This window comes from Bartonella sp. AD24XZML, from assembly GCF_042196485.1.
In the GTDB taxonomy this organism is placed as follows: domain Bacteria; phylum Pseudomonadota; class Alphaproteobacteria; order Rhizobiales; family Rhizobiaceae; genus Bartonella.
The window spans coordinates 46842-63375 of record NZ_JBHIQH010000104.1; the positions used below are offsets into that span (position 1 = coordinate 46842).

The 16534-nt window shown below is 33.3% G+C and carries 15 protein-coding genes; 10 read left to right on the plus strand and 5 right to left on the minus strand.

Annotation, left to right across the window (positions count from 1 at the left end):
* Positions 1-87 precede the first annotated feature (87 nt).
* The 7 genes from sufC (at position 88) to ACFIMX_RS09215 (ending at position 9561) form a co-directional block, all read left to right on the plus strand.
* Positions 88-843: a Fe-S cluster assembly ATPase SufC gene (gene sufC, locus ACFIMX_RS09185; protein ID WP_375618156.1), complete on the plus strand. Its 756-nt coding sequence runs from the start codon at positions 88-90 to the stop codon at positions 841-843.
* Between the two features lie 11 nt (positions 844-854).
* Positions 855-2117 carry a Fe-S cluster assembly protein SufD gene (sufD, locus tag ACFIMX_RS09190; RefSeq protein WP_375694372.1) on the plus strand — a complete coding sequence of 421 codons (1263 nt, stop codon included), beginning with the start codon at positions 855-857 and terminating at the stop codon, positions 2115-2117.
* A gap of 10 nt (positions 2118-2127) precedes the next feature.
* Complete coding sequence (locus ACFIMX_RS09195; protein ID WP_375639700.1) at positions 2128-3372, plus strand: cysteine desulfurase; 1245 nt, start codon at positions 2128-2130, stop codon at positions 3370-3372.
* Positions 3365-3766 (plus strand): SUF system Fe-S cluster assembly protein, encoded by a 402-nt coding sequence (locus ACFIMX_RS09200; RefSeq protein ID WP_273787976.1) that lies wholly within the window; start codon positions 3365-3367, stop codon positions 3764-3766. Before ACFIMX_RS09195 ends, ACFIMX_RS09200 begins: the two co-directional genes overlap by 8 nt.
* A gap of 83 nt (positions 3767-3849) precedes the next feature.
* Positions 3850-5469: a site-specific DNA-methyltransferase gene (locus tag ACFIMX_RS09205; RefSeq protein ID WP_375639698.1), complete on the plus strand. Its 1620-nt coding sequence runs from the start codon at positions 3850-3852 to the stop codon at positions 5467-5469.
* Between the two features lie 22 nt (positions 5470-5491).
* Positions 5492-8245 carry a DEAD/DEAH box helicase gene (locus ACFIMX_RS09210; RefSeq protein WP_375639697.1) on the plus strand — a complete coding sequence of 918 codons (2754 nt, stop codon included), beginning with the start codon at positions 5492-5494 and terminating at the stop codon, positions 8243-8245.
* Between the two features lie 377 nt (positions 8246-8622).
* On the plus strand, positions 8623-9561 hold the full coding sequence (locus tag ACFIMX_RS09215; protein ID WP_375639696.1) for a COG2958 family protein: 939 nt from the start codon (positions 8623-8625) through the stop codon (positions 9559-9561).
* 539 nt (positions 9562-10100) lie between these two features.
* On the opposite strand, the gene sodC is transcribed toward ACFIMX_RS09215, so the two are convergent.
* The 4 genes from sodC to ACFIMX_RS09235 all read right to left on the minus strand — a co-directional run bounded on the left by sodC (position 10101) and on the right by ACFIMX_RS09235 (position 13390).
* Positions 10101-10631, minus strand: a complete 531-nt coding sequence (gene sodC, locus ACFIMX_RS09220; protein ID WP_375639694.1) for a superoxide dismutase [Cu-Zn] SodC — start codon at positions 10629-10631, stop codon at positions 10101-10103.
* 453 nt (positions 10632-11084) lie between these two features.
* On the minus strand, positions 11085-11408 hold the full coding sequence (locus ACFIMX_RS09225; protein WP_375618149.1) for a hypothetical protein: 324 nt from the start codon (positions 11406-11408) through the stop codon (positions 11085-11087).
* Positions 11386-11730 (minus strand): hypothetical protein, encoded by a 345-nt coding sequence (locus ACFIMX_RS09230; RefSeq protein ID WP_375611907.1) that lies wholly within the window; start codon positions 11728-11730, stop codon positions 11386-11388. Before ACFIMX_RS09230 ends, ACFIMX_RS09225 begins: the two co-directional genes overlap by 23 nt.
* A gap of 433 nt (positions 11731-12163) precedes the next feature.
* Positions 12164-13390 (minus strand): UbiH/UbiF family hydroxylase, encoded by a 1227-nt coding sequence (locus tag ACFIMX_RS09235; RefSeq protein WP_375639692.1) that lies wholly within the window; start codon positions 13388-13390, stop codon positions 12164-12166.
* A gap of 185 nt (positions 13391-13575) precedes the next feature.
* Between ACFIMX_RS09235 and pcsA the strand changes: the two genes are divergently transcribed.
* Genes pcsA through ACFIMX_RS09250 form a run of 3 tightly spaced genes read left to right on the plus strand, consistent with a single transcriptional unit; the run spans position 13576 to position 15859 of the window.
* On the plus strand, positions 13576-14388 hold the full coding sequence (gene pcsA, locus ACFIMX_RS09240) for a phosphatidylcholine synthase (RefSeq protein ID WP_375618147.1): 813 nt from the start codon (positions 13576-13578) through the stop codon (positions 14386-14388).
* Positions 14389-14414: 26 nt separating this feature from the next.
* A complete protein-coding gene (locus ACFIMX_RS09245) occupies positions 14415-15461 on the plus strand; it encodes an enoyl-CoA hydratase/isomerase family protein (RefSeq protein ID WP_375618146.1) in 1047 nt (348 codons plus the stop codon).
* The gene (locus ACFIMX_RS09250) at positions 15458-15859 is read left to right on the plus strand and encodes a DUF6163 family protein (RefSeq protein ID WP_375639691.1); all 402 of its coding nucleotides are present in this window, start codon (positions 15458-15460) and stop codon (positions 15857-15859) included. The genes ACFIMX_RS09245 and ACFIMX_RS09250 overlap by 4 nt, the downstream gene beginning before the upstream one ends.
* A gap of 307 nt (positions 15860-16166) precedes the next feature.
* Here the strand turns inward: ACFIMX_RS09250 and ACFIMX_RS09255 are convergent, their stop codons facing one another.
* A complete protein-coding gene (locus ACFIMX_RS09255) occupies positions 16167-16526 on the minus strand; it encodes a hypothetical protein (RefSeq protein ID WP_375639689.1) in 360 nt (119 codons plus the stop codon).
* Between the last annotated feature and the right edge of the window lie 8 nt (positions 16527-16534).

Below are 16534 nucleotides of genomic sequence, written 5' to 3' on the forward strand. Positions count from 1 at the left end.
CCTCTATGGTAATTACAAAAGTAGATGGATGCTAAGGTAAAATAATACGCATTGATATCTGAAAAACAGCCAAAACAGGATTAAATTATGTTAGAGATCAAAAATTTGCACGCCCGTATTGCTGAAACCGATACAGAAATTATTCGTGGTTTAAACTTGACAGTTCAAGATGGAGAAGTTGCCGCTATCATGGGACAAAATGGAGCCGGAAAATCAACTTTATCTTATTTGCTTGCTGGTCGTGATGATTATGAAATAACAGAAGGAGATATTCTCTATAATGGACAATCACTTTTAGAAATGGATCCAGCAGAACGTGCTGCATATGGTGTTTTTCTTGCATTTCAATATCCAATGGAAATACCAGGGGTAGCAACAATGGAATTTTTAAAAGTTGCGATGAATTCTCAACGCAAAGCGCGAGGTGACGAAGAACTTAAAATTCCTGAATTTATAAAATGTGTTAAAGAAGTTTCAGCCAAACTTGAAATAGATATGGATATGCTAAAGCGTCCATTAAATGTAGGTTTTTCAGGTGGAGAAAAAAAACGCGCTGAAATTTTACAAATGGCACTTCTTGAACCTACACTTTGCATTTTAGATGAAACAGATTCTGGTTTAGATATTGATGCACTAAAAATTGTTGCAGATGGTGTTAATAAACTTCGGGATTCAAAACGTTCATTTTTGGTGATTACCCATTATCAACGGCTGCTTAATTATATTATTCCTGATACGGTACATGTTCTTTATAAAGGACAAATTATCAAAAGCGGTGATAAATCCTTAGCGCTTTATTTAGAGCAAAATGGGTATGCTGATCTTATTAGAGAAGCGGTTTGAGGTTATTAAATATGAATGCACAGCAAAACTTGTTAACGGTTGAAGAAAATATACTCAGTAATTTTAATCAGTATGTAAACCACTTACCTGGTGATAAAGCTGTACAGGAAATCCGCAAGAAAACTATTGAGCAGTTTCAAACGACACGGCTTCCTTCCCGTAAAATAGAAAGTTGGCATTATACCAATCTGCGTACCTTACTGAAGTCTATTAGCAATTTTTCAAAAGTTCAAGACAATCAATTGGTTGATGCATTGCTTTCAGAAAGTGCTGTTTTCTCCATAAACAATGGGAAAACATCGATAGAGTCAAAGGTAGACAACATTGCAGTAAAACGCCTTTCAAACGCATTAGAAGATAATTCTGTACAGATAAATCAAAACATTTCTGATGAAGATTTTATTGGACAGTTAAATACAGCTTTTGTTACAGATGGTTGGCTTTTTCACATCCCTGAAAATACAAAGTTAAATATCCCCATTGAATTACAAAATATACAAATGGGGGGACAATCTCATATTTTTTCGGATATAAAAGTTGATAAAAATAGTCAAGTTATGTTTATTGAACATCAGGTTGGCAATGATAAAGATACCTTTGTCAGTTCAATATTTTCATTAAATGTTGCTGCTGATAGTGATGTTACGTGGATTCTCATTCGCAATCGTGATTTTAATTCTACACAATTTGGTCGATTTTGTGCTGTTCTTGATCAAAGAGCGAAGTTATCGCTTTATGTCATTAATATAGGGAGTCAATTAAATCGCCAAGAAATCGATATTGAATTACAGGGAGAAGAATCTGATTTTCAATTACGCGTCATAAATTTATTATCAGGACAAACACATAGTGATCTTACAATGACTGTTCGTCACGTGGAAGAAAAATCAACATCAACCGAAATTATACGCAATGTGGTTACAGATAAGGCTGTTGGTGTTTTCCAAGGAATAATACGTGTTTCTCAAAAAGCGCAAAAAACAGATGCACGCATGGCTTGTAATAGCCTTATTCTTTCAGATGATGCAGAATTTAATGCAAAGCCTGAACTGGAGATTTTTGCTGATGATGTTGCATGTGGTCATGGTGCAACAGTTGCTAATATTAATCATGATTATCTTTTTTATCTTATGACACGTGGTATCCCTTTTAAAACGGCTCGTGCGCTTTTGATTAAAGGATTTATCTCTGAGCTCATTGATGACATCAAGCAAGATAATATTCAAATCGTTTTGGAGAATATCATTAGTAAGTGGCTTGAAAAAAATGTTTAAGGTAGAAAAAATGGAAAATAACGTACAAACATTTACTTATAATGTCGAAGAAATTCGGCGTGATTTTCCTATTTTGCACCATCAAGTTTATGGAAAGCGATTAGCATATCTTGATAGTAGTGCTTCTGCCCAAAAACCAATGTCAGTACTCAATGCAATGAATAATTATTATCACTATAGTTATGCTAATGTGCATAGGGGAATGTATTTTTTAGCCAATATAGCAACACAATCCTATGAAAATTCTCGTGAAACCGTTCGTGTTTTTCTAAATGCTCAAAAAGCTGAAGAAATTGTTTTTACGAAAAATGCAACAGAAGCTATTAATACTGTTGCTTATGGTTGGGCGATGCCAAAACTCAAAGAAGGTGATGAGATTGTTCTAACGATCATAGAACATCATTCAAATATTATTCCTTGGCATTTTCTCCGTGAACAAAAAGGTGTTAAACTTATTTTTGTTCCTGTCGATGAAAATGGTGTTCTGCACATTGAAGATTTCCAAAAGGCTTTAAGCGAAAAAACGCGGCTTGTTGCTATAACGCATATGTCCAATATATTAGGAACTGTGCCTCCTGTTAAAGAGATTATTAAGCTAGCACATCAAAATTCTATTCCTGTTCTTGTTGATGGTTCTCAAGGAGCAGTACATTTAACCGTTGATGTACAAGATCTCGATTGTGATTGGTATGTCTTTACAGGTCATAAGCTTTATGGTCCCACTGGTATTGGTGTTTTGTATGGTAAAGAAGATAGATTAGAAGAAATGCGTCCTTTTCAAGGGGGAGGGGAAATGATCGAGGAGGTAACAACCGATAAGGTTTTTTATAATGCTCCTCCTTACCGTTTTGAAGCAGGCACTCCTCCTATCGTTGAAGCTATTGGATTAACTGCGGCTATTGATTATATACAAGAGAAAGGTCGTAGCACGATTCATGCCCATGAGAGGTCCCTTTTAGCTTATGCGCAGGAAAAACTTAAAATGGTTGAGTCATTGCGTATTTATGGTCATTCTCCCAATAAAGGAGCTATTATATCATTTACAATTGAAGGGATTCACGCCCATGATATTGCTATGTTTATTGATAGAAAAGGGGTTGCGATACGTGCGGGAACCCATTGTGCACAGCCTTTATTACAGCGCTTTGGTCTAACATCTATTTGCCGCGCATCGTTAGCCATGTATAACACTCAAGAGGATATAGATCAATTAGTAGAAGCATTGCAAGAAACAAGGACATTTTTTAATGGCTGAATCAATTGAAGAGCGTCATTCTACAGAATCCGTTGAAACTGTAAGCGAAAATAAAAAATCTTACATATCAGCAATTCCAGCAGACGAAATTGATCGTATGACAAATGACATTATTGCTGCTCTTAAAACAGTTTATGACCCAGAGATTCCTGCTGATATTTATGAGCTAGGATTGATTTATCGTATTGATATTGAAGATGATCGTTCAGTAAAAATTGAAATGACTCTTACAGCACCGGGATGTCCTGTTGCAGGTGAAATGCCGGGGTGGGTAGAAAATGCAGTCAGTGCAGTTGAAGGGGTTTCGTATGTTGAAGTCACTATGACTTTTGATCCACCATGGACACCTGATTGTATGTCAGAAGAAGCTCAAATTGCTGTCGGATGGTACTAAAAGTATTGTTAAGAGACTCTAATTTAGCCATTCATGAATAAGCTGTTTACTTTTCATAAGCGTTTAAATTTAAGGACGATCGCATGAGTTATAATAAACAAAAACTAGAACTCACTTGGATTGGAAAAGAAAAACGCCCAAAACTAGAGCCTCGTATTTTATTGGAAGATCTTGAAAAATCTTATCACGCTCCGCACCAAGTATCTACCCAAGATATTTTTGATAATAAACTCATTTTTGGTGATAATTTACTCGCACTCAAGGCACTTGAGCAAGAATATACGGGAAAGGTAAAATGTATCTATATCGATCCACCTTATAATACAGGCAATGCCTTTGAACATTATGAAGATGGTTTGGAGCATTCTCTATGGCTAAGCCTTATGAGAGACAGGCTAGAATTGTTACATCATTTACTGGCGGATGATGGTGCGCTTTTTATGCAGTTGGATGACAATGAAATACATTATGCTAAAATACTGTGTGATGAGTTATTTGGACGTAATAATTTTGTTGCTAATCTCATATGGCATAAAAAAAGAGGAAAGGATAATTCTTCTCGTTATTTTAGCACAACCCACGATCATATCTTAGTTTATGCAAAAGACTTTTCAAAATTTTATATTAATCGAATTGAATTAGATGATGTAACAAAAAAAGCATATGTAAATCCAGATAATGATTCAAGAGGTGCATATCGTATTCTTGGGTTGTGGGCTAGACAGCAAGGCGGATCTGAATATGAATACACCACCAAAACAGGGAAGTTTTTTTCTAAACGCCTTTGGCTTGTTAATCTAGAGAGTATGCAACAGTTAGATAAAGAGGATCGCCTTCTTATTAAAGGAAATAATTTATACCGTAAATTTTTTCTTTCAGAAAATAAAGGAAGTATTCCAGAAACTATTTGGATAGGTCTCTCCAATAATGCAAATGCTAAAGATGAATTAAAAAAAATATTTATTAATCATGAAGTAGAATTATTTAATACTCCGAAACCTGAACATCTTCTTCAAAGAATTATTAAGATATCTACAAATCCCGGTGATCTTGTACTGGATTCTTTTGCTGGTTCTGGCACAACCGGTGCTGTTGCCCATAAAATGGGAAGGAAGTGGATTATGATTGAACTTGGTGAGCATTGTCACACCCACATTATCCCTCGTTTAAAACAAGTCATTGATGGAACTGATCAAGGGGGAATTTCCAAAAGTGTCAATTGGCAAGGTGGCGGTGGATTCCGTTATTATCGCCTTGCACCTTCTCTGTTGCAAAAAGATCCATGGGGACAATGGATTATCAGTCGCGAATATAATGCTGCGATGCTTTCAGAAGCAATGTGCAAACATATGGGATTTACCTATGCACCTGATGAAAATCATTATTGGATGCAAGGGTATTCAACCGAAACAGATTATATTTATGTCACAACAAGCGCTATGACCCATGAACAACTCCGTATAATGAGTGAAGAGGTAGGCTCTCATCGCACGTTGCTGATTTGTGGTACAGCCTTTGATACAAAATCAGCATCCTTTGAAAATCTGACACTCACTAAAATCCCCCGTGCAATATTAGAAAAATGCGAATGGGGAAGGGACGATTACAGTTTAAATGTAGCCAATCTTGAACCAGTGATTGTGGTAAAAGAAAACAACAAAAATAAAGATATTGCGCAAGCAGAATTAGATCTATTTGAATAATATATAAAAAGCGGAGTTTTTCATGAACACTGTTGAAAAAAGGATTTCTGCTCGCTTATCGTTACGTGATCCTCAACGTGAATCTTTAAATATTTTGGTAAAAATCTTAGAAAATATAGAGCTTTCTAAAAATGCTGATTTGTTTGCAGAGTTAGAAGTGATAAAAAATCTTTATCCTTCTGTACAAGATTTTGAACGAAACTTTCCCTCTTTTTGTTTTGCCTTAGCAACGGGTGTTGGGAAAACGCGACTTATGGGGGCTTTTATCAGCTATCTTTATTTAACAGGTCGCAGTCGCCATTTTTTTGTTTTAGCGCCAAATTTGACTATTTATGAAAAGTTAAAACAGGATTTTAGTCCCCAAAGTCCGAAGTATGTTTTCAGTGGAATGAGTGAATTTATTGCCAATAGACCCGTTATTATTACAGGTGAAGATTATGAAAGTGGTAAAGGTATTCGCGTTGATGAACACCATTTTCAAGGACAAAAGCGTTTGTTTGAGAATAGAGATACGGCTTTTATCAATATTTTTAATATTTCTAAAATTAATACAACAGATAATAAAAAAGGCGCACTAAAATCTAGTATGCCGAGGATTAAACGCTTACAAGAGACAATTGGCGAAAGTTATTTTGATTATCTCGCAAATCTTCCTGATTTAGTTTTGTTAATGGATGAAGCACATCGTTATCGTGCTTCTGCTGGTGCAGCGGCAATTAATGAGTTAAAACCTGTTTTAGGAATAGAGCTTACAGCGACACCAAAAACAATAGGTGCAAAACCCGTAGATTTTAAAAATGTTGTCTATAGTTATTCACTTGCAGAGGCTATGAGAGATGGTTTTGTAAAAGAGCCTGCTGTTGCTACACGTAAAGATTTTCAACCTCAAAATTATACATCTGAACAATTAGAACATATCAAATTACAAGATGCAATTTATGCCCATAAAAACGTGAAAGCAGATTTAATTGCCTATGCCAAAGATTATAACAAAAAGTTTGTTAAGCCTTTTATTTTAGTTGTCGCTCAAGATACAGATCATGCACAGAAATTGCGTGATTTATTGGAATCAGATGATTTTTTTGCAGGAGCTTATAAGGGAAAAGTTATAGAGATTCATACAAAACAGTCGAATATAGAAGAAGATCAAAATATTCAAAAGCTGATTGCAATTGAAGATTCTCATGACCCAACAGAAATTGTTATTCACGTTAATAAATTAAAGGAGGGGTGGGATGTTACGAATCTCTATACTATTGTACCGTTGCGTGCATCGGCTTCAGAAATTTTAACAGAGCAAACAATTGGGCGTGGATTGCGTTTGCCTTATGGGTATAGAACAGGCGTGGAAGCTATTGATCGTTTAACAATTATTGCGCATGATCGTTTTCAAGATATTATTGATCGTGCGAACGATCCAAACTCAATTATAAAAAAGCATATTGAGATTGGAACAGGGGGTGATATATCCTCTGAAAAGACAGATATAGTGACAGTTCCAAGTCAAGTAGAAGCTTTATTGATGCAAACGATGGTAACACGTAATTCCGATATAAATGGAGCATCTTCTGATTTACAAGGTATCATATTACGTTATACAGATTCCCCTACATTAACGCCTGAAGAGCAAGATATTGCAGCGATCGCGTGGGATCTTATCAAAGAGAATGATAAATTGCCAAGTTCTCAAATGCTTTGTTCTGCACAGATACAAGAAAAAATTGCTATTAAAGTTATGAATATTAAGCCTTCATCACAAAAGTCTCTTGTATCAAAAGTGGTGACAATTCTGACAAAACAATTAACAGAACTGATAATAGATATTCCAAATATTATACTCATACCTTCGCGTGATGTTACTTATGATTTTTATGATTTTGATTTAAAAAATCTAGAAAGCTTAAATTTTCAACCTGTTAGTAAAGAACTTTTAATTCGAGAATTGCGTACCCATAAAAGCATTTTTCTCACATCTAAGAATGAATATGTCAAAGAGCCTTATCTTGAAAACTACATCATTCGTGGTTTGATTGATAATGACTTTGTCGATTATGATAATCATACGCTCTTATTACGAAAATTAGCTAGTCAGATAGTAGAACATTTCCGATCTTATTTACCCAATGATACAGCTGTTGAGAACGTATTAATTCACTATCAGCACAAGCTTACTAGTTTTATTGTTGCGCAATTAAGAGAACATCAATGGGAAACGCAAAAAGATTATGCGGTTAAAGTTACACGAGGTTTTACAACTTTACAACCTATCCATTATGTGTTGCCGCAAGGGACGTCTCCTCTTGATTTTCGTAATATTCCTGCCATTAAAAGCGATATTAAAAAACTTGTATTCAGCGGCTTTAGAAAATGCTGTTATCCTTTACAAAAGTTTGATTCAGTAGAAGGGGAATTACGATTTGCTCAAATATTAGAGGATGATGAACAAGTCTTGAAATGGATGAAACCTGCTCGAGGTTTTTTCAAGATAGAATATGATAAAGGATCAATCTATGAACCAGACTTTGTTGCAGAAACAAAGGATGCCAAATATCTTTGTGAGCCTAAAAAAGCCTCTGAAATGCAAAATCCTATTGTTTTAAAAAAGAGAGAAGCTGCAGTTCAATGGTGTTGTCATGCAACGCGCTATGCGGCGGCTTATGGCGGTAAAAAATGGTATTATGTTCTTATTCCCCATGATGCTATTAAAGCAAATAGTAGTTTTGAAGGTTTGTGTGCAGAGTTTACCATTTCAGAATCTATACTTGAGAGCTTATAACTTTTTGCTTCAAAAATAAAACACATAAGTTTTTTTAATTGACGGGTGTGAGGTTTAATCAAATGTTTGAATAATTATTTTTAACTTTTTTCTAACGACGTTAAAATAAAAGGAAAAATGTATAGAAAAGTTATACAAGATTATGCTTTTTTATGGTGATTTGTAGTACATTTACAATTTTTTATAAAAGTACAATCTTATTTTCGTTATGTGAAAAGATCTTTGAGTTATAGTCATAAATTAAAAAAATATTTTAATTTTATTGAGTAATTTGATAAATGTTCTTTTTTTAAAAAACTTAAACAGTTTATTGTTCTTTCATTTAAAACGCCTGAATATAATGAAATACCCAGAGGATAAAAGGGGGAGTTTTTCATATGACTTTAAATTTAACAAACACTGTTTTTAATTTTTTAAAGAAAAACCCGACAAAAAAGTTTACAGCTCGAGAAATTGCTCAATGGATATTTGAAAATTACCCAGAAAAATGCCGTCAAAAACAAAAGCATTCAACGGCGATAATCAATCCCCTTAATAGTGATGCAGCTCTTATTCAGCAAATTGTTGCTGAAGTAGGATCGCAGCGCCCTCAATTACAAAAGCGTTATCCAGAAATTAAAACCACTGAAGGACGACCGCGACAATATTATTTTACTAAACAAACAGATAGTGCTGAAATTGATGCAATAGAGGACAAAGCAAAGAGTAGAACAGAAGATGGCTCTGTTAAAGAGCATGATCTTTATCGGTTATTATCTAAATTTTTATGGTCAGAACTTGCAGTTTATAGCAAACGCATTAATGAGAAATGTTCTCGTAATAAACATGGTGCAGGCGGAAATAAATGGCTTTATCCAGATCTCGTAGGGATGCAAGATTTAAGCAAGGAATGGAATCGTGAAATCAAAGACTGTGTTTTGCAATATTTTGATAAAAAGACAAAGCTTTGGTCTTTTGAAGTAAAAATTCTCATCAATCGTTCAAATTTACGAAAAGCATTTTTTCAAACAGTTAGTAATTCTTCATGGGCTAATTTGAGTTATTTAGTTGCTAGTGAAATTGAAGGAGTTGATACATTAAAAGAGCTTCGGATGCTTTCAAGTTTGCATGGAATTGGGTTTATAAGACTTAATAAGGAAAACTCTTCCGAGAGTGAGATCTTAATTCCTGCCAAAGAACGTAGTGATATTGATTGGGATACTGCTAATAGATTAGTGGAGGAAAACAAAGATTTTCTTGATTATATTAAGCTCATTCGTCAATTTTATCAAATTGGTGAGATGCGTCCACTAGATTGGGATCATATGTATCTATGAGGGGTATTTTTAAAAAGACTCTATTGTTTAAAAGACTTTTTTTCAGAGTGATGAAAAATTACTCTAACTATTTTGTTTGACTTATTATATTGATATTGTATCAATTAAAATTTTTCTCACGTACCTCATGAGTAGGGGAAGAGTAAAAATTCTGTTTTAGGCCTGTTCTATTTTGTGCATTGAGCGTGATTCCATTAGATACTAGACTTAATGATTATAATTTATTATAAATTTGCTATTATAGAGGGTTAAATTCGACTTTTTTGCTTTGTTTACATCAAGCATGAAAAATATTACTTCCTCATATTGAAGTCTTCTTACGGAGAATTTACACTACTATTTCTTTAATTTCTATTACTGTTCATTTTGATGATTATTAAGCTTTTTGTTATCCGAAGTAAACATTCAAAAAAACATTAATTTTATAAAATATTCACATAGTTTACTCAATTTCTTGAAATAGATTTAAAAAATAAATTTCTCTCACACCTTATGGTAAAGGGAGTGTGTACTTGTCGGAGTCTGCCACAATACTCTCTTTATTTTTCAATAATACCGCACGCTAAACGTGCTCCACCTCCGCCAAGCGGTAATGGTTTATCTGATTGATTATCAGCCCCTAAATGAATGATTAAAGAGCGCCCTTTAATTTCAGAGATTTTTTTTAATCGTGGAGCAAGAACGCTCATTATGGCATATCCCTGCTTATCAACATAAAGTGCTGGTAAATCACCAAGATGACCATTGACATTATAAGGTCCTAAATGTTTTCCGGTATGTTCCGGATCATAATGTCCACCTGCGCTTCCACCAATTATACCATCTTTTGTATCACATGAAGGATTTACATGTACATGAAAACCATGCATTCCTTCTGATAAGGTAGATAAATTAGGGATGAAAATCAAACCGTATGTGGTTTCTTCAATTTTAATGCTACCAATAGCCTTTTTGGAATTGTTATATTCTAATTTATAAATATTTACTTGTTTTGATAGTGCTAATGCAGAATTTTTATGAATTAAAAATGCCATAAAAAACAATAATAATAATAATAATATTTTTTTCATGAAATACCTTTATACTTATCTTTAAATAGATTATTATCTATAGATAATAATCTATACTAATTATATGTTATATAAGTGTCTTAAATTTAACTTTAAGAAAAATAATTTACATAGAAATATTAGTTTTTAGAAAGAGCAAATAAATTAAAGTATGTTTATATATATTTCTGAACATAACTTTTATTTTTTGATCTATAAAAAATACAGCTTTTATGAATGGATAATTATATCTCACTTACATTTCTTCAAGAGATGTTTTTTAAAAATCTACTTTTTGAGGTATAATAAGAAATTAAATAAGGAATTTTAGTAAGTTAGATGTTATTTCATTTATAGTATGATAATCGTTTCATCAAAAAAAGAACATATAATTTGTTGATGATTTAATTGTTTTTCATAGAAAAAATGACGAGAAATTTCTATTCATTATGTAATTTATAAGAGAAAAAATTATTATGATTCATATAAATTTTCCAATAAAATACAGCATATACCGACACTCCCTCCCATTCCTGATCCTATCAGTGCTCCTATTATTATTCCGGAAGAAAGTGCTACTCCTATACCCATTGCGATAACTGGACCAAATCCTGGAAGAGCAATATAACCATAAGCTGCAAGAGTTGCCGCGATAGCTCCTGATATGCTACCATTTAAACCGCCAATGAAAGCAAATTCTTTAATAGAATGGCAGTACTTTTTTATTTTTTTTTTCTTACAGCTGTGAAAAGAAACGTTGCTGTAAGTTTTTAAATCAATCATATTCTTTTCTTTCATTTTGAATGCTAACTGTTCCTGAATAGTCAACGGATACGAAAAAATGGGACTTTTTAAATTTTACTAAAGCACGCCAGATACCATTGTCATCTAAGCGCAATCGTTTAATATTCTCAAAACCATTTTGCATAAGACAATTTTTAACTTGTGAAGCAGTAAATGAGTTCTGACCTATTTTAGTGACCTTTTGAGTAGAGCTATAGGTAAAGGTTTGACAATAAGGAAGGTGAAAAACTTCACTTATTGAAGTCGTGACTATCAACGAGACACATGCAATCATTATAAAAAAAGTACTTAATTTCAAAAAATTATTTAGTGTCATCTTATTACCATTTGTTGAAACAACACTTCATTAACCTTTGTGTTACTAACAGGTTCCAAAGATGATTTTATTTTTAATATTATACTTAACAATAAAAATTTTTGAAAATATATTGATTAAATAAAACTGTTTTTTATTATTTATCTTCTTATTAAAATTAATTATTATAAAATAACTTTTTCAAAACGGTATTATTTTTTTTATAGTGCTAAATTTAACAGCTATGATTTAGCAAGATATCTTTATTATTTAATTTGCATTCTATAATTCACTTTTCTCTTATTTCATATCAATATACTAAATAAATATAATTAATTATTTTAATATAATTTGTTACTATTAGAAAGAACAAGAATATTTTTTCATATCAGTAATAGATATGATTCAAAATGCAATTTATTATTTTTTATTTTACGTTATTATCCATTATTGCTTAGTAGAGCTGTTTTGATGATTTTGTTGGAAATATTTGCATAATTTCCTTAAATCCATAACCGGGATACATTCCTTCGCGCATAAATAAATTACGTAATGGTGGGAAACTATGCAACAAACCAAGCCCAATGCTTCGTATGATATGAACAGGCAACATATGAGAAAGTAGAGCAGAGTTCAGTGTATGAACAGCTCCACTTCGGATTAATATATCTGGTTTGCGGCATTTGTTATAATGTGCAACAATCATTTCAGAGTTAGAATTGGATATTTTATTGGGTAAAATATCAATTAAAGTTTGGACATCACGGAATCCTAAATTCAATCCCTGTGCCCCAATAGGGGGAAAAACATGAGCGGCTTCACCCACTAAAATTGTTCGATTAGCAGCAAAATGATGAGAAAGAAGTCCGAAAAGCGGACATGCTTGAATTGATGTTTCTAAGCTTAGCTTTCCAAGCATTGATTGCATTTGGTTTTCGATCATTTTTGCAATTGTTTTTGGTTCTATATTTAATAATTCCTCAGCGCGGGAAGGATGAACAACCCATACAAGACTAGATCTTCGTCCTGGTAGTGGAACCTGTGTAAATGGACCGTGTTCTGTATGAAATTCAGTTGATGTATTTTGATGAGAAAATTCATGAGAAAAGTTGAGAACAAGTGCTTTTTGTGGATAATTCCACTGTTTGACACTTATCCCTGCTGCGGCACGTGTAAGAGAGTGACGTCCATCAGCTGCAACAACAAGTGGTGCTTGAATGATTCTATGATCAGCAAGAGTAATGCATACATGGTTTTTTGTGTGATGAACAGATTTGGCTGCAGAAACAAATCTTGTAATATTGGGCGTATGTGTAACAGCGTCGACTAAAGCACTGTTCAATTTTACATTAGGTATATTATAGCCAAAAGCTTTTTCGCCAATTTCAGTAGAAAAAAAATGCACCGTAGGAGCATGCACAATTCTAGAAGTTATATCTATAATTCTCATGGACGATAAAGCAGCTGCATGTTTTTGAAGATTATCCCAAATATTGAGTTTTTGAAGCATGCGTATTGCAGGCATCATAAGAGCCGTTGTCCGTAACTCATCTGTATGAGCAGGGGGACCAACAAGAAAAACAGAAAGCCCCTTCTGTGCAAGACTCAGCGCGGCTAACATTCCGACAGGACCTGCACCAATAACAGCAATATCTTTATGCTCTTCCTTTTCAAATATCACAACGATTTGAACCTTTATTCATTGAGAAAATATTTTAACATTTCCAAATGATCTCTCTCTTTTTATTATATGAAGCTCTTCTATTATTATAGTATGTAATAAATAATGCGATATAAAAAAGTAACCTTTTTATGATTTTTTTAAATGCTGAGTTATATCATCGTTAAAAAATGGCGTATTGATAGATGGTTGAAGACTTTAAAAACGAGGATAAGAAAACCTTGAAACGTAAATTAACAAAGAAAATCAAAACAAATGCTAAATTATTACGCCATAAAAAAGTAACAATGCCACAAGCAAAGGCCTTTTCCGTTCATTTACTAACAGCTTCGGGATCATTTTTAGCGTTTCTTTCTCTTATATCAGCCTCTCAAAAAGAATGGACAGCTATGTTCTGTTGGCTTGGGCTTGCTCTTCTCGTTGATGGTATAGATGGACCAATTGCACGCAAACTTGATGTTAAGTACGTTCTTCCAACATGGTCTGGAGAGCTGTTAGATAATATTATTGATTACGTGACTTATGTCTTAATTCCTGCCTTTGCACTCTATCAAAGTGGTTTCATGGGTGTAGGGTTATCATTTTCATTGAGTGCAATTATTGTTATTTCATCTGCTATTTATTATGCAGATACTAGTATGAAAACCAAAGAAAACTTTTTTAAAGGATTTCCTGTTGTTTGGAATATGATGATTTTTACGCTTTTTGTCGTCAGACCAGGAGAGTGGATTACTTTTATCATTATTGTTTTATCGGCGATTATATCTTTTTTGCCAATTTATTTTATTCATCCAGTAAGAGTCCTTCGTTTACGTAGAATTAATTTTCCCATTTTTCTCTTATGGTGTTTTTTTGGTGTTTCTGCCTTCTTTTATCAACTAGAGGCTCCCTATTGGGTTAAAATAGGAATTTCGGTAACAGGAATTTATATATATTCTATTGGCGCAATCATGCAAACATTTCCTAAACTTGGGGCAAAAAGTATAAAAAAACAATGAAATAATTGTTTTAAGAAGGGTGTGAAATGCAAATTAATTTTGGAGCAGATGATGATATTTCTTTTACGAAAGAAGGGCGTGCTGGTATTATAAAGCTCACACGTCCTTCAGCATTAAACGCTCTTAATCAACGAATGGTTTCAGCTTTAAAAAAAGCTCTCAGAACATGGGAAATAGATGATAATGTTTTTTGTGTCTTAATTGAAGGGGAGGGGCGTGCTTTTTGTGCTGGTGGAGATGTTGTAGAAATCTATCATATGGGGAAAAGTGCTGCTTCTTGTCAATACTTTAGGAATGAATATAGTTTAAATGCTTATATCAAACATTTTTCAAAGCCCTACATTTCTTTCTTAAACGGTATTTGGATGGGAGGAGGGGTAGGTATTTCTCTCTATGGCTCGCATCGAATTGTTACAGAAAATACAGTTTTTGCTATGCCAGAAGGTGCGATTGGATTTTTTCCAGATGTAGGTGCAAGTTTTTTCTTACCATCTCTTCCCAATCATTTTGGTATCTATCTTGCATTAACGGGCGCACGTATAAAGTGGGGAGATTGCTTAAATTTAGGATTAGCAACACACGCCGTTGCTGAAACTGAATTCGATATGATTAGAAAAGCTGTTATTGAGCAAGGAGATCCTACTTTAGCTTTAAACGAGCGAGCAATTACAAAAGATTATGAAACAAGTCATGAAATACGTTGTATTATTAACACTTGTTTTAGTGCCCATACCTTAGAAGAATGTCTTGAGTTGCTACATAAAAAAAGCAATGAAGATGTTTTATTTGCTAAAGAATGTTATGATATTTTGCAGTCACGTTCTCCGACAAGTTTAAAAGTTATCTGGAAACAAATGAAACAAAATTCATCTCAAACGTTGGAAGATTGTATGAAAATTGAAAACCGCATAGCGTATCATATGATTCATTCACATGATTTTTATGAAGGTATACGTGCTATGTTAATCGATAAGGATAAAAGACCTCAATGGCAACCAGATAAACTTTCAAATGTGACAGATGAAATGGTAGATTCTTACTTCCAATCTGTTGAACAAGAGTTATTATTGTGAAAAATAATTCACACAAAGAGATTTCAAAAATCAATTTAATCTATAACTGTTACTTACGGTTTTTGGCACTTATTTGCTTAGTTCTAGGTATTTGTTATTGGATACGCCTTGTTGGGGTTTTTCCAGGTATTCTATGGCGTTTTGATCTTATGCCTTGGCAGTGGCAATTTGCATCAGCTATATTGGCTATTCTCTATCCTATTGCCTTAGTTGGACTTTGGATGTATTCACTATGGGGTATCATTGTGTGGTGTATTGCAGCGTTGATTGAAGCAATAACAATTTTTATTTATCAGCCATTTGTACCATTATTTCATGGAATATTGTTTTTAGCTTTTATAGTACTACAAATTGTAATTATTTTTTTTAAAAGAGTAAAAAATAAAAAAACATTGTGATTAAAATTTTCGAGCCAGAATAACAGGCTCGATTTTCGATCTTAGTTAACTTAAGTAGCTCATTTTAAAGCTTCGTTCCTCAAAACGCTGATGCTAGCTATACTTCACTTTTCTATAAAGTTCCATAATATATATTATGCGATAACATGATACAGAAGATAAATCCTTTATCCCAAAAGAAAACCCTCCTTTAAAACATCATCATATTTATATCATACAATTTACTTTTAAAATAAAATTTGGTCTTTAAAGTACATTCCTTAAAGACCAAAAATAATGAAATTACGTATAATAAAACTAAGAAAAATTATTGTGCTATTTGACAACGTTTCGTACGTGCAAGATCACTCAAAACAGCATTACGGTTATTTAAAGCTGAAATTTCATTACTTTCACTGGATTTAGGATCTATAAAAAACAAAGCAGGAAGAAATACAAGACTTGTTGCTGCTAAAGCCGCATTTTTATTTCTTGCTTTATAACGCTCTCTAATTGTAGCATCGATTTGGCGCTTATTAGCAAAGAATTCCCGTTGAATATCAGAACAACTCATTGTTCCATCATGTAATGTGGTAACTGGAATATTTTTTTCTAAACGCCCCCCACATGCTGTCAAAAAAAACGCTAAAACGACAATACATACACCCCGCTTAAAATTCTTATACATAAAAGCCT

What these genes read in the sequence shown, in the direction of transcription:
- sufC (WP_375618156.1), top strand. Translation starts at nt 88, where the DNA reads ATGTTAGAGATCAAAAATTTGCACGCCCGTATTGCTGAAACCGATACA.
- sufD (WP_375694372.1), top strand. Translation starts at nt 855, where the DNA reads ATGAATGCACAGCAAAACTTGTTAACGGTTGAAGAAAATATACTCAGT.
- ACFIMX_RS09195 (WP_375639700.1), top strand. Translation starts at nt 2,128, where the DNA reads ATGGAAAATAACGTACAAACATTTACTTATAATGTCGAAGAAATTCGG.
- ACFIMX_RS09200 (WP_273787976.1), top strand. Translation starts at nt 3,365, where the DNA reads ATGGCTGAATCAATTGAAGAGCGTCATTCTACAGAATCCGTTGAAACT.
- ACFIMX_RS09205 (WP_375639698.1), top strand. Translation starts at nt 3,850, where the DNA reads ATGAGTTATAATAAACAAAAACTAGAACTCACTTGGATTGGAAAAGAA.
- ACFIMX_RS09210 (WP_375639697.1), top strand. Translation starts at nt 5,492, where the DNA reads ATGAACACTGTTGAAAAAAGGATTTCTGCTCGCTTATCGTTACGTGAT.
- ACFIMX_RS09215 (WP_375639696.1), top strand. Translation starts at nt 8,623, where the DNA reads ATGACTTTAAATTTAACAAACACTGTTTTTAATTTTTTAAAGAAAAAC.
- sodC (WP_375639694.1), bottom strand. Translation starts at nt 10,631, where the DNA reads ATGAAAAAAATATTATTATTATTATTATTGTTTTTTATGGCATTTTTA.
- ACFIMX_RS09225 (WP_375618149.1), bottom strand. Translation starts at nt 11,408, where the DNA reads ATGAAAGAAAAGAATATGATTGATTTAAAAACTTACAGCAACGTTTCT.
- ACFIMX_RS09230 (WP_375611907.1), bottom strand. Translation starts at nt 11,730, where the DNA reads ATGACACTAAATAATTTTTTGAAATTAAGTACTTTTTTTATAATGATT.
- pcsA (WP_375618147.1), top strand. Translation starts at nt 13,576, where the DNA reads ATGGTTGAAGACTTTAAAAACGAGGATAAGAAAACCTTGAAACGTAAA.
- ACFIMX_RS09245 (WP_375618146.1), top strand. Translation starts at nt 14,415, where the DNA reads ATGCAAATTAATTTTGGAGCAGATGATGATATTTCTTTTACGAAAGAA.
- ACFIMX_RS09255 (WP_375639689.1), bottom strand. Translation starts at nt 16,526, where the DNA reads ATGTATAAGAATTTTAAGCGGGGTGTATGTATTGTCGTTTTAGCGTTT.